Below are 13,374 nucleotides of genomic sequence, written 5' to 3'. Positions count from 1 at the left end.
TTGACATGAGAAAACAAGTCGCCTTGGTGACAGGGGCTGCCGGCGGAATCGGATTCGAAATGGCAAGAGAATTCGCCCGGGAAGGCGCCAGCGTCATCGTTTCAGACCTCCGTCCGGAAGCATGTGAACAAGCAGCCTCCAAGCTTGAAGAAGAAGGCTTTGACGCGGCGGCCATTCCGTATGATGTGACAAAGGAAGCGCAAGTTGGTGAATGTCATCCGAAAACGATACGGCCGCTTGGATATTTTGGTGAACAATGCCGGTATTCAGCACGTCGCTCCGATTGAAGAGTTTCCGACAGAGACCTTTGAACAGCTTATCAAGGTCATGCTGACGGCGCCCTTTATTGCAATGAAGCATGTTTTTCCGATCATGAAAAAACAGCAGTTTGGCAGAATCATTAATATCGCGTCTGTTAATGGATTAGTCGGCTTTGCAGGGAAATCCGCTTATAATAGCGCCAAGCATGGCGTCATTGGACTCACAAAAGTAGGGGCGCTGGAAGGCGCGCCCCACGGCATAACAGTCAATGCGCTCTGCCCGGGTTATGTCGATACCCAGCTTGTACGCAATCAGCTTAGCGATCTATCGAAAACTAGAAATGTCCCTTACGACTCTGTACTTGAACAAGTCATTTTTCCGCTTGTGCCGCAAAAGCGACTGCTTTCCGTCAAGGAAATTGCGGATTATGCCGTGTTTTTGGCAAGCGAGAAGGCGAAGGGCGTCACTGGGCAGGCTGTCGTCCTTGATGGGGGCTACACCGCACAATGACATAAAAAAACACACTTCCGCTAGGGAATCAAGTGTGTTTTTTCTTTGCTTATTTCCAAACATCATTAGCGATCTCAACCACATGGCGGAGCTTCGCCCATTGCTGTTCTTCAGTCAGCTTGTTGCCTTCCTCAGTTGAAGCAAATCCGCATTGAGGGCTGAGGCAAAGCTGGTCTAAGCTTACATAACGGGACGCTTCTTCGATACGGCGTTTCACGTCATCCGGATGTTCAAGCTCACCGAATTTAGATGTCACTAAGCCAAGAACAAGCTGAAGATCAGACCGTTTTACGTAACGGAGCGGCTCAAATCCGCCTGAGCGTGAATCATCATACTCTAAAAAAAGTCCGTCAAGATTCAAGCCGTCAAAGATGGTTTCGGCTGCTGCGTCATAGCCGCCTTCCGCTGTCCAAGTGGACTGGAAGTTGCCGCGGCAAATATGCATGGTTACCGTCAAGTCATCCGGGCGGTCTGCAATCGCGTCGTTAATCGATTGCGCAAACAGCTGGCGAAGCTCATCAGGCGTTGTTCCGAACGCTTCGATTTGTTTTAAGCCTTTTTCTGATAAGAAAACGGCCCACGCTGTATCATCAAGCTGGAGGTAGCGGCAGCCTCTGTCATAAAACGCTTGAATCGCTTTTTTATATGCTTTGGATACATCATGCTGGAAAAGGTGATAGTCGTTTTTGTATGCACCTTTTTCCAATTTTCCGCGGAAAAACAGCATATTCGGGCTTGGAATCGTCATCTTTGGCGTCGCGTCACCGGCAATGCTATGGAGAAATGAGTAATCTTCAAGCATTGGGTGAGTTGAAAAGTCGATATCACCTGTGACTTTAATGCCGCGTGCTTTTGTCTGTACGTTATGGAATTGAATGCCTTGCTCAGGAGTAAACGGCTCAACGCCATCTAAGTTTTCCAGGAAATCAAAGTGCCACCATGCTCTGCGGAATTCACCGTCTGTCACGACGTTCAGGCCGGTTTCCTTCTGTTTTTCCACAATGCGGATAATTTCATCGTTTTCGATCTGGCGAAGCTGCTCAGCCGTAATATCGCCGGCCGCTTTTTGCAGCCGCGCTTTTTTAACGGGCTCAGATCTCAACAGGCTTCCGACTTGATCCGCGCGAAACGGCGGTTTTTTTCTTTGAAGTGATTTTTGTTCTGCGGGTGTTGTTTGTTGTGACATGTTGTCCATTCCTTCTTTCCATTCAAATGTAAAAAAGCTCTTCCTTTGGATAAGGAAGAGCTTGCGTGACAATCTCAACCTTATCTTCAAGAGCAATCATTGCTCTAAAGGATTTAGCACCATTCTGTTAAACAGCGGTTGCCGGGTATCGCAGGGCCAGTCCCTCCACCTCTCTTGATAAGGAAAACCTTTTTATGAAATTTTCTGATAGTATCTATTATTCACACATTTTCTATTTCTGTCAATGATAGATTATCTCCACACATCGTTGGCAATGTCGATGACATGGCGAAGCTTTGCCCATTGCTGCTCCTCTGTCAGAAGGTTGCCTTCTTCTGTAGAGGCGAAACCGCACTGCGGGCTCAGGCATAGCTGGTCCAAGCTGACAAAACGCGCGGCTTCATTGATACGGCGTTTCACATCCTCAGGATTTTCAAGCTCGCCGTATTTCGATGTGATCAAGCCGAGCACAATTTGCAGATCCTTGCGCTTCACAAAACGGAGCGGATCAAAGTTTCCGGAGCGGTCATCATCGTATTCCAAGAAAAGGCCGTCAAGGTTTAAGCCGTCCAAAATCGTTTCCGCTACAGCGTCGTACCCTCCTGATGCCGCCCAGGTTGAGCGGAAGTTGCCGCGGCAAATGTGCATTGTGATCGTTAAATCGTCAGGCCGGTCTGCGACGGCATCGTTAATTGTTTTGGCAAATATGGCTGGCAATGTTTCTGGATCGCCGCCGAGCGCCCGGACAACCTCTCTGCCTTTTTCCTCAAAGAAGAGAGACCATGACGTATCATCGAGCTGGAGATAACGGCAGCCAGCATCATAGAAGGCTTTGATTGCTTTTTTGTACGCTTGGGCCAGATCATGAAAGTATTCCTCTTGATCGTCATAAATCCCTTTATCCGCCTTTTCGCCAAAAAACAGCATATTTGGGCTGGGAATGGTCAATTTTGGCGTCGCGTTACCAGCAATCTCATGTAAAAATTGATAATCAGCAAGCGCTGGGTGGCTCGTAAAATCGAGTTTTCCCGTCACTTTGATGCTGCGCGCTTTCGTTTTTGTGTTATGGAACTGAATTCCCTCAGCCGGGATGAACGGTTCCACACCGTCAAGTCCTTCCAGGAAGTCATAATGCCACCAGGAACGTCGGAATTCCCCGTCTGTTACCACATCGAGACCGATTTCTTTTTGTTTTTCCACGATGCGGGTGATCTCTTGATTTTCGATATCACGAAGCTGTTCCGCTGTCATCTCACCAGCCGCTTTTTTTTGCCGGGATTCCTTCACCGGAACGGAACGAAGCAAACTGCCGACATGATCGGCGCGGAAAGGTGCTTTGCGTTGTTTTTCTGTTTTTTGTCCTGCAACATTCGTTTGTTGAGCCATGTTATTCGCCTCTTTTCTGAAATATTGAGCATGTAAAAAGCTCTTCCTTTGTGTAAGGAAGAGCTTGAACGATCAAATCTCCGCCTCATCTGCAAGAACGCAATGTTCTTAAGGATTTAGCACCATTCTGTTTGAAACAGCGGTTGCCGGGTATCATAGGGCCAGTCCCTCCACCTCTCTTGATAAGGTACAACTTCATATTCAGATTTCAATTATCTTAATATTATTACTTTTGGATCAATTGTCAATGCTTTTTAGAAAATACTTTCATCTTCATCGTTATATAAAACCATATCAAGCACGATAGCGATGGCAGTGCAAATCAGAACATCTCCCTCGTTTGCAATCTGCAAGTGATAGGAATCACCCCAACTGAGCCACTTTTTGCTCACTGACATCCGGACATTTTCCCCGTCCGTCAGCTGGAATTCATCCCTCCATAAATCACCATCGATTTCCCAGTTAAGCCCGGAAATCACAAATTTCGGTTTGAAAAACGTTACTTTCTTCGTTACCTCACAAACTGTTTTCCCGCCAATTGAAATCTCATAGCGCGGCAATAAAGACATTAGTTTTTGTTCTATGGAAACGAGCGTTTTCCCAGATGAGTCTGTCATTTGTAATGAGTCTCCTAACGAGAAAAAACGCCCCTCCACCTTGAATGTTTCTTGTTCATCCCGGTCATAAATGTGAAATGCATCTTTAAATGAGAACATTTTTTGTTTCATAAATAACTCGATCATTGCTGAAGTCTCCTTTGGGTTTGCCTTGTATGAAATTACGGATAGGTGGCGAAAAGGTTTCAGGCTCTAAATCAAACCAATTTTAAAAGGCTGCGTGATTCAGCAGCCTTTTCGTTTGAAATATAGAATTAGGAAAGATGCATCCGGCGTTTTTGGCGGATGGCGTCAAGGTCGATTAGGTTGTTGTGATGAGGTGCGGCTGCTGGCAGAGGGCTTGTCTTTTGCGGTTTGCGGCGATTGTCCTTGCTGAAAGAAAAAAGAAGATAGCCGCATAATGCGATGATAATAAATAGGATCATATTACATACCTCCCAAAAAAAGTTTTGGTACTCTCTATTGTATGGATAAAATGCCAAAAAGTATTCAAAAAATTCTAAATCAATAAATAATAAGAAACTGTCCCTCTAAAACAGTATTACCTGATGACCTGAAAATAGTCTTGAATTACGCTGTTTGCTCTTGTTGATGATTGGTTCTATAGTTACTATCGACGATAAAATAAATTCCTTTATATAACTTTTAACCTAAGTTTTCGTAATTCAAATTGCCTGTTTTTGGGTGCTGTTTTCTTGCTTGTTTGGTTTATACCCTATTTTGCGGAATTGAACACAAAAAACCCAAATTTCGGAGCATTTGGGCGGTACGGGTGAATACGGATTGTATCTTGGGGATTTGAATGTTTTATTTGAAGAAGCGTTTGAACATTTTTCTGATTTTTTGAAATGGGCTGGATTTCTTTTGCATGTTAAGCGGCCTGGAAATGATCCATTTTTTCAAGAGACTCTTTGCAGCGATTGCATGTTTTGTCATTGTTTTTCCTCCTCATTTGTTGATACTTGTTTTACGGAGGACGTGTTTAAAATGTTTCATTTTCACACAAAAAAACCAGTCCTTTTTTGGACTGGCTTTTGGCATTAGGCTTGCGCTTCAAACTGCTTTGCAATCTCAACGATGACATTTACGGCTTTGACCATGTTATCAACTGAGATGTATTCAAATTTGCCGTGGAAGTTTTCCCCGCCTGTAAAGATGTTTGGCGTCGGAAGCCCCATGTAGGACAGCTGCGATCCGTCGGTGCCGCCGCGGATGGGAGAAATCTTCGGTTCGATGCCGAGGTTTTCCATCGCTTGCTTGGCGATGTTGACGATTTCGATGACAGGTTCAATTTTCTCTCTCATATTGTAGTATTGGTCGTTCATATCCAGCAGAATCCGGTCTTGCCCGTATTCGTTTTGAAGTTCTTCAACGGCACGCTTCATTGTTTCTTTTCTGTTTTGGAAATTCTCTTTGTCAAAGTCTCTGATAATGTAGTGGAGCTTTGTTTCCTCTACGTCTCCTTGAATCGACAGCAGGTGATAGAAGCCTTCATAGCCTTCCGTATATTCAGGCGCTTCGTCTGCCGGCAGCAGGCTGTTCAGCTTCATCGCGATTTTCGCAGAGTTGATCATTTTTCCTTTAGCTGTTCCGGGATGTACGTTGTTGCCTTTAATCGTAATTTTTGCGGCAGCGGCATTGAAGCTTTCATATTCAAGCTCGCCGAGCGGCCCGCCGTCAACCGTGTAGGCAAAGGAAGCATTGAACCGTTTCACATCAAATTTGTGCGGCCCTCTTCCGATTTCTTCATCAGGCGTAAAGGCGACTCTGATTGTGCCGTGCTTGATTTCAGGGTGTTTGATGAGGTAATCCATGGCTGTCATGATTTCAGCGATACCGGCCTTATTGTCTGCGCCGAGAAGGGTGGTGCCGTCTGTGGTGATGAGTGTATGGCCCTTATAGCCGGACAGCTCAGGGAATTGATCAGGTGACAGGGTGACCTGCAGCTTTTCGTTAAGAACGATGTCTTTTCCATCATAGCTTTCGATGATTTGCGGATTCACGTTTTTGCCGGTAAAGTCTGTAGCGGTGTCAACGTGAGCGAGAAAGCCGATTGTCGGCACGTCTTTTTCAGTATTGGAGGGAAGAGTTGCCATGACATAGCCGTTTTCATCAATGGCTGCATCCTGCATGCCGATGGACTTCAATTCATCAACGAGCATGTTTCCTAATGTCAATTGGCCGGGTGTGGAAGGACAAGTGTCAACGGATTCATCGGACTGTGTGTCGACTTTTACATATGTAGTAAACCGTTCAATGATTTCTTCTTTCATTTCCAATCATCTCCTTTGTCTTATTTTAGCATGGCGGGATGAGAGATTTCTATTGCACAATACCGTTTCGAATGGCAAAAACGACTGCCTGTGTCCGGTCTTGGGCATTGCATTTTTGCAGGATGCGGTGCACGTGGGTTTTCACAGTGCTTTCACTGACGAAAAGCTTTTCAGCAATATCCTCATTTCTCAGTCCGTAGGCCATTTGCTGAAGAACCTCAAGCTCTCTTTTGGTGAACGGCTCTGCCAGTTCTTCGGCATGGGGCTGTTGCTTCGCTCGAAATGTCTCACTGATAATTTTAGCAGCTGTGACTGTACGGAAAATCGCCTCGCCTCTCGCCGCAGCGCGAATCGCATCTATCAACTCCTCAGGAAGTGTATCCTTCAGCAGATAGCCGACTGCGCCCGCACGGATGCCTTCAAATACGTATTCTTCCGTGTCAATGGTGGTTAAAATGACTATCTTTGTATTTGGAAGTGCGGACATAATGTCTTTCGCCGCTTCGATGCCTGAGCAACGCGGCATCTGGACATCCATGAGGATGACATCGGGTTTTGTTTGTTTTGCGAGTGCTATAATATCGTGACCGTCGCCGGCCTCGCCAAAAACCGTCATATCCGGCTGTGCGTTGATGACGTAGCGGAAGCCTTCACGCACAAGCGGCTGATCATCGGCAAGCGCGACGCGTATTTTATCTTTGTTCATCTTTTTGCTCCTTATGCGTTGTCATGAGCGGCAATGACAGCTCAATTTTCAGGCCGCTCGGCTGTACGGCACTGAAAGTAAGGGAACCGCCTGCTTTTTCTGCGCGCTCTTTCATTCCTGTCAGGCCAAATCCATAAGTAAGGCTGCCGGTGAATTGTCCGTCGTCGGTGATTGTGACATAGAGATGGGACTTGTCATTAGAAATGACGGCCGCCGCATGAGAAGCGTCAGCGTGACGAATGATATTGGTCAGCGCTTCCTGCAAGATGCGGTAGATCGTTTCGCTCACGTTTGGAGGCCAAGACTCTTCTGACAGTCCGGCAGTATCTAAAGAAACGTGCAAGCCGCTCCGTTCCTCCACTTGATGAATGAGCCCCCGCAAAGCGGTAAGCCCCACCATCGATTCACTACGGCCCATTTGGTGAACAACAGACCGCACTTCTTGAAGACACTCCCTGGCGACACTCAGTACATTTTGAATGACTTTTTCTGAATCCTCCTTGCTGCTTTTAAGGATATAGGGAAGGGATTGAAGCTGAACAATCACAGAAGTCAGCTCGTGACCGATGCTGTCATGAATGTCGCGGGCAATTCTTGTACGTTCCTCAAGGACCGCGTACCTTAATGAAAGAACAGAAGCCTCCTGCAGCTCTGCATGCGCTTTCTGGAGTTCTTTATGAGCATGCTCCAGCTGCACATGCATTTTTGCCAATTCAGCATGATTCCGTTCAGCCTCCCTTCTCGCTTCTCGTCTGAAACGCATGGAGGAGAAGAGGACGTACAGACCGAGCATGATCGAGATGTTGCTGATGATGGTATTCAAGCTTCCCCCTTGTGAGGATAGGAGTAATATGTTGCCTCCAATTAAACATGCTGTGAAGATCAAAGACAGCCGTGCAGGGAGCTTTATGGCCGCATAAACCATTAAAAATACGAGTAAGAAAAAGGCGGCTCCCTGCTCTTGGCCGGAAACAGCCCAAAGAAAAACGGTCAGGAGCCAGAGTCCGATGAATATGCACAAACTAACAGCAGCGGAAGCCACATAGGGAATGATCCAAATGAATGCTAAGTATACCGCAAATACAAATGCTAACAAAATGGGATCAGCTTTGGCTGGGTGAGATAAAAATTGTATGCAATTCAAAATGAGAATAAGGCTCGGCACAAGCTTCTTGTAGTAGTGCCGAGCCGGAGTTTGTCCGTTCATGCTGATCCTTCTTTCGGTTATTGAATGGATACTTTGCCGTCGGTCAGCCGTCGGTATGCTTTGTAAAGCATGATGTTGCGTGCTGTGATGGTGCCGAGGGGAATGAAGAACATAGAATGAATAATGGCAATAAACATCTCGTTGCTCTCAGGCAGCCATGTTCTCGCGGCCATGCGCAAAGAAAGTATCACTAGAATGAGGATAACACTCCCAAGTGAGCCGCGTGAAGTGACCTTTCCGGTTTCCGGGTGAATCCGTACATTTACCATCTTCCCAATGCCAAACCCGCAGGCCAGCCCGATTAATAATAAAATGCCGCTGATCGCCACATGTAATACGGAATGAAAATACGCCGGCTGAAACGATGCTGATACGCCCCATAAGAGCAGCAGCGGAATGATCAGCAACTTCCCGGGTCTGACAGCTCTCTCTCGGTACATCGATAAAATAATAAGAATCAATACAATAAAAATATATGGGCTCATCGCCATGTCATCAAATCCTTTCTGCATTAAGCATAGCGAAAAAGGGAAAGAAAAACGTCAACCGGCAGATTGATTTTTCAGCTGCTATACTTGTTCGCGCTGCATAAAGGTATGAAAATGCTGATAATATATGAAAAAACTATTAATAAACGATTAAACTTCTTAAAAATGGATGTGGACCGGTTCTAAACACTATATAATGAAAACAGGTCATTTTTTAGGAGGGTTACATCATGGCAATACTTGTTACTGGCGGTGCCGGGTACATTGGCAGCCACACATGTGTTGAACTATTGAACAGCGGCTACGAGATTGTTGTTCTTGATAATCTGTCCAACAGTTCAGCTGAAGCGCTGAACCGTGTCAAGGAGATTACAGGAAAAGATTTAACGTTCTACGAAGCGGATTTATTGGACCGGGAAGCGGTAGATTCCGTTTTTGCTGAAAATGAAATCGAAGCTGTGATTCATTTTGCAGGGTTAAAAGCAGTCGGCGAATCTGTGGCGATTCCCCTCAAATATTATCATAACAATTTGACAGGAACGTTTATTTTATGCGAGGCCATGGAGAAATACGGCGTCAAGAAAATCGTATTCAGTTCATCTGCGACAGTATACGGCGTTCCGGAAACATCGCCGATTACGGAAGACTTTCCATTAGGCGCGACAAATCCTTATGGGCAGACAAAGCTCATGCTTGAACAAATATTGCGTGATTTGCATACAGCCGACAATGAGTGGAGCGTTGCGCTGCTTCGTTACTTTAACCCGTTCGGCGCGCATCCAAGCGGACGGATCGGTGAAGACCCGAACGGAATCCCAAATAACCTTATGCCGTATGTGGCACAGGTAGCAGTCGGGAAGCTCGAGCAATTAAGCGTATTCGGAAATGACTATCCGACAAAAGACGGGACAGGCGTACGCGATTATATTCACGTCGTTGATCTCGCAGAAGGCCACGTCAAGGCGCTGGAAAAAGTATTGAACACTACAGGAGCCGATGCATACAACCTTGGAACAGGCACAGGCTACAGCGTGCTTGAAATGGTCAAAGCCTTTGAAAAAGTGTCAGGGAAAGAGGTTCCGTACCGTTTTGCGGACCGCCGTCCGGGAGACATCGCCACATGCTTTGCAGATCCTGCGAAAGCCAAGCGGGAACTGGGCTGGGAAGCGAAACGCGGCCTTGAGGAAATGTGTGCTGATTCCTGGAGATGGCAGTCTTCTAATGTGAATGGGTATAAGAGTGCGGAATAAGAATGGAGGCCTTCTCAATAGAGAAGGCCTTTAAAGAACAAGGGTGCCTGAACAGGCACCCTTGTTAGCTGTTATTTGATTTTCACAATAACATCATTACTGAATTTTAGTTTCCAAGTGCCTTTTGCATAAGCTTCCTTGTCAACTTCAAATGCTTTTACACCTGTTACTTTAATATTAGGATTTAGATCACTCAAAATTTTAGAGTTATCAACTTTTGTCTCAGTTGCATAGTTTACAGAAGCATCAATATCAGAATCATAAGAAGTACCATCAGCATCAACTAATTTAACAGTTGGAATTGAAAAAGAACTTATTGGCTTTTTAGATACGTTTTTAATTGTATATTGAACAGCTACAATTGTACCACCATCAGATGCTTTCTTTTCAACATATTGAGTACCGACAGTATCTCTGTCCTCTACCCTCGTAACTGTCACTTCAGTTTTTTCAGTTTTTACAGTATCACCGATATTGTATGTTTTTTCAGTTTCTGCTTTGCTTCCGCTTGATGTTTTGGAAGTGGCTTCTGAACCGCCTCCGCCGCCAATCATATTACCGATAATAATGATGACAACAACTGCGAGAATAAACGTAATGATTTTATGTCGCATAAAAAAGTTACGTTGATCCTTACCGCAGTTAGGACATTTTTTTACACCCTTTGCAATTTCTTGACCGCAAGCTTTACAGGGTACTAGTTTTCCTGCCATTATATTTCCTCCTATGTAATAAAATGTACGAAACATATGTACTATAATGCCTATATTATTTCACTTAGTCAATATAAAATTATGAATTTATCATAATTATTATCATTTTATAGTTGAATTCACTTGTAAAATATATGCTTTTTTTCTTATCGGCTATATCTGTTCTTTTTTAATAGATAAATCGTTTTTTTCTTCCAGCTTATCTGATGAAAACTCCGCAAATACCCCTTGAACCAATTCGAACCGTCCCTTATAATGCTAATATTGGAAAGTGAAAAGGATATGATAAAAACAGTGGTTTTCTAGGGTTCCGCAATGCAAATTGGACTGTGACCGAGAGAAAACACATAGCAGTTTGGCTGTTATGACACGGTGGGATAAAAGCCCAGGAGTTTCTGCTCTTTTTCGAGAGCGTTCTCCTGGGTTTTTTTATTTGCTAGTAGAACAGAACAATGAAAAGGAGTGTTTTCGTGATGAAAAAGAGAATGCTGGATGTACTTATGCTTGTGATTGGCGCTTTTTTCTTCGCGCTTGCGGTTAATTTATTTGCGATTCCCAATGATCTTGGGGAAGGCGGAGTCACTGGGATTACGCTGATTTTGTATTATCTGTTTCAATGGTCTCCTGGTGTCACGAACTTTATCTTAAATGCGTTTTTGCTTTTAATCGGCTACAAGTTTCTGGATGGAAAAACAACGGTTTATACGATCATTGCGGTTGCGGCAAATTCGCTTTTTCTTCATCTGACACATGGGTGGAGCATTCCGTCTGATGAATTGATCATTAATACGATTTTCGCAGGTGTATTTGCGGGAGTCGGGATCGGCATGATTATCCGGGTCGGCGGGACGACGGCTGGTTCCGCGATTTTGGCCAGAATTGCTAATAAATATTTAGACTGGAATATCAGCTATGCACTCTTGTTTTTTGATTTAATCGTAGTATTTAGCTCTTATTTTATTATTGGTGCAGAAAAAATGATGTTTACGATCGTGATGCTGTATATTGGTACCAAAGTGATGGACTTCATTATTGAAGGTTTGAATACGAAAAAAGCGATTACGGTCATTTCAGAAAATAAGAGTGAGATTGCAGAGCAGGTAAATACCTTGATGGATCGGGGCGTGACGATTTTATCAGGGAAGGGAAATTATACGGGCCAATCAAAAGAGATTTTGTATATCGTCATTAACAAACAGGAGCTGTCTATGCTGAAAAAAATCATTAGAAGCTACGACAAAAAAGCGTTTGTGATCGTTCATGACGTACGCGATGTGTTTGGCGAAGGGTTTGTGGATATATCTAAATAAAGAAAAATCCCTCTGTACTTGAAGCAGAGGGATTTTTTCAATTAGAACGGATATTTGCGGTATTGCTTCTGTATCGAAATCCATTTGGTCACGGTAAATTCCTCGACGACCCACGGATTACCGAAGCGGCCGACACCGCTTGCTTTGTTTCCGCCAAAGGCAATATTCGGCGAATCATTGACGGACTGGTCGTTGACATGGGTCATGCCGCTGTCAATTTGCAGGGCGAACTTTTCGCCTTTTTCTAAATCAGAAGTGAAAACCGCAGAGCTGAGGCCGTATTCAGTATCATTTGCCATGTCAATCGCTTCCTGATCGCTGCCAGCTTTAATAATGGTTGCGATTGGGGCAAATAGCTCCGTTTGGGCAATTTTGCTGTTGTTGTGCGCACCGACAAAGACGTACGGCGTCAGCACGTTTCCGACGCGTTTTCCTTCAACCGCAAGCTCAATGCCGTCTGCCTTTGCCTGCTCAATGATCTCCAGCGCTTTCTCAATTTGGCGCTCGTTGATCAGCGGGCCGACAACGGTTTTCGGATCGGTTTGATCGCCGTACGGAAGCTGTTTGACACGGGCGGTGAATTTTTCTACAAACTCATCGTATACATCTTGATGAACGATGATCCTGTTGATAATCATACAGATTTGTCCCTGGTGAATAAATTTCCCGAAAATCGCGGCATCCACAGCACGATCGACATCAGCATCTGAAAGAACGGCAAATGGATTGTTGCCGCCGAGCTCAAGTGCCATTCGTTTGAAGGCACGCCCGGCGATTTCACCGATGTGGCGCCCGACTGCTGTTGACCCTGTAAAGCTGATTAATCTCGGGATTGGATTGGTGAGCATGCCGTCCCCGATTTCCTTTACATCCGTCAGCATGACGTTAAGGACACCGGCAGGAAGACCGGCGTGTTCAAACGCTTTCGCAATGATGGTCCCGCCGGAAAGAGCAGTTTGGATATCAGGCTTGTGAACAACGCTGTTACCCAGCGCAATTGCGGGTGCAATGGATCTCATGGATAGATTCATTGGAAAATTAAATGGAGAAATCGATGAAATGACACCAAGCGGAAGGCGGTAAATCTTATTGGTTTTCCCTTCAATGTTGGATGGAACCTCTTTGAAGCCGCCCAACTCGCCGGTATACGTCATGGCTTCATCTAAAATCGCAATCGTTTGTTCCAGCTCGATCGTTGATTTAATAATCGTTCCGCCAGTTTCGCGGGCAATCATCATAATGATGTCATCACGGTTTTCCTGTAAATAGCCGCGCGCTTTTTGCAGCACGGCTTTTCGGTCTTCCGTCGTGCTCTTGGCCCACTCTTTTTGGGCTTTCTGTGCAATGTCAAACGCATCCTCCAGCTGTTTGCCCGTTGCCAAAGATGTTGTTGTGATCACAGACTGGTCATACGGATTCAAAATGTCCTCCGTACGTCCGCTTTCTCCCCCAGTCCATTTTCCGTTG

Annotated in this window: 12 protein-coding genes, 2 pseudogenes and 3 riboswitches; of the genes and pseudogenes, 3 read left to right on the top strand and 11 right to left on the bottom strand. The window is 45.1% G+C overall.

All coding sequences use genetic code 11. The annotated features are described in order from the left end of the window. The first annotated feature begins 5 nt into the window (after positions 1 to 5). Positions 6 to 771: pseudogene (locus tag NSQ09_RS04410) on the top strand (3-hydroxybutyrate dehydrogenase). Positions 772 to 820: 49 nt separating this feature from the next. On the opposite strand, the gene NSQ09_RS04405 reads toward NSQ09_RS04410, so the two are convergent. From NSQ09_RS04405 to NSQ09_RS04365, 9 genes are all read right to left on the bottom strand, one after another. Further along, positions 821 to 1,957 (bottom strand): 5-methyltetrahydropteroyltriglutamate--homocysteine S-methyltransferase, encoded by a 1,137-nt coding sequence (locus NSQ09_RS04405; protein WP_341030597.1) that lies wholly within the window; start codon positions 1,955 to 1,957, stop codon positions 821 to 823. Positions 1,958 to 2,034: 77 nt separating this feature from the next. Further along, positions 2,035 to 2,141, bottom strand: a riboswitch (SAM riboswitch). Positions 2,142 to 2,209: 68 nt separating this feature from the next. After that, on the bottom strand, positions 2,210 to 3,343 hold the full coding sequence (locus NSQ09_RS04400; RefSeq protein WP_014481331.1) for a 5-methyltetrahydropteroyltriglutamate--homocysteine S-methyltransferase: 1,134 nt from the start codon (positions 3,341 to 3,343) through the stop codon (positions 2,210 to 2,212). Between the two features lie 82 nt (positions 3,344 to 3,425). Beyond that, a riboswitch (SAM riboswitch) is annotated at positions 3,426 to 3,532 on the bottom strand. 65 nt (positions 3,533 to 3,597) lie between these two features. Further along, positions 3,598 to 4,086, bottom strand: coding sequence for an LURP-one-related/scramblase family protein (locus NSQ09_RS04395; protein ID WP_014481330.1), 489 nt, complete (start codon positions 4,084 to 4,086; stop codon positions 3,598 to 3,600). Positions 4,087 to 4,214: 128 nt separating this feature from the next. After that, complete coding sequence (locus NSQ09_RS04390; protein WP_072592570.1) at positions 4,215 to 4,469, bottom strand: hypothetical protein; 255 nt, start codon at positions 4,467 to 4,469, stop codon at positions 4,215 to 4,217. Positions 4,470 to 4,767: 298 nt separating this feature from the next. Continuing rightward, the gene (locus tag NSQ09_RS04385) at positions 4,768 to 4,896 is read right to left on the bottom strand and encodes a hypothetical protein (RefSeq protein ID WP_003227241.1); all 129 of its coding nucleotides are present in this window, start codon (positions 4,894 to 4,896) and stop codon (positions 4,768 to 4,770) included. Between the two features lie 104 nt (positions 4,897 to 5,000). After that, positions 5,001 to 6,233: a peptidase T gene (pepT, locus tag NSQ09_RS04380; RefSeq protein WP_038429865.1), complete on the bottom strand. Its 1,233-nt coding sequence runs from the start codon at positions 6,231 to 6,233 to the stop codon at positions 5,001 to 5,003. A 49-nt stretch (positions 6,234 to 6,282) separates the two neighbouring features. Beyond that, positions 6,283 to 6,939, bottom strand: coding sequence for a two-component system response regulator YxJL (gene yxjL / locus NSQ09_RS04375; protein WP_017697228.1), 657 nt, complete (start codon positions 6,937 to 6,939; stop codon positions 6,283 to 6,285). Continuing rightward, complete coding sequence (gene yxjM / locus NSQ09_RS04370) at positions 6,926 to 8,146, bottom strand: two-component system sensor histidine kinase YxjM (protein WP_341030596.1); 1,221 nt, start codon at positions 8,144 to 8,146, stop codon at positions 6,926 to 6,928. Before yxjM ends, yxjL begins: the two co-directional genes overlap by 14 nt. Positions 8,147 to 8,163: 17 nt before the next feature. After that, positions 8,164 to 8,637, bottom strand: coding sequence for a DUF1453 family protein (locus tag NSQ09_RS04365; RefSeq protein WP_029726184.1), 474 nt, complete (start codon positions 8,635 to 8,637; stop codon positions 8,164 to 8,166). Between the two features lie 227 nt (positions 8,638 to 8,864). Between NSQ09_RS04365 and galE the strand changes: the two genes are divergently transcribed. After that, positions 8,865 to 9,884, top strand: coding sequence for a UDP-glucose 4-epimerase GalE (gene galE / locus NSQ09_RS04360; RefSeq protein ID WP_017697231.1), 1,020 nt, complete (start codon positions 8,865 to 8,867; stop codon positions 9,882 to 9,884). Between the two features lie 71 nt (positions 9,885 to 9,955). Here the strand turns inward: galE and NSQ09_RS04355 are convergent, their stop codons facing one another. Then, positions 9,956 to 10,498, bottom strand: a complete 543-nt coding sequence (locus NSQ09_RS04355) for a DUF4352 domain-containing protein (protein ID WP_041054187.1) — start codon at positions 10,496 to 10,498, stop codon at positions 9,956 to 9,958. A 390-nt stretch (positions 10,499 to 10,888) separates the two neighbouring features. Continuing rightward, a riboswitch (guanidine-I (ykkC/yxkD leader) is annotated at positions 10,889 to 10,991 on the top strand. Between the two features lie 79 nt (positions 10,992 to 11,070). On the opposite strand from NSQ09_RS04355, the gene NSQ09_RS04350 reads away from it, so the two are divergent. Next, positions 11,071 to 11,907 carry a YitT family protein gene (locus NSQ09_RS04350; protein ID WP_144453774.1) on the top strand — a complete coding sequence of 279 codons (837 nt, stop codon included), beginning with the start codon at positions 11,071 to 11,073 and terminating at the stop codon, positions 11,905 to 11,907. Between the two features lie 41 nt (positions 11,908 to 11,948). Here NSQ09_RS04350 and NSQ09_RS04345 read toward each other — a convergent pair. Further along, positions 11,949 to 13,373 (bottom strand): annotated as a pseudogene (locus NSQ09_RS04345) (aldehyde dehydrogenase family protein); the annotation flags it as partial. Between the last annotated feature and the right edge of the window lies 1 nt (position 13,374).

The organism is Bacillus sp. FSL W8-1202, from assembly GCF_038006165.1.
In the GTDB taxonomy this organism is placed as follows: Bacteria; Bacillota; Bacilli; order Bacillales; family Bacillaceae; genus Bacillus; species Bacillus subtilis.
This window is presented reverse-complemented; position numbering and strand designations above follow the sequence as displayed.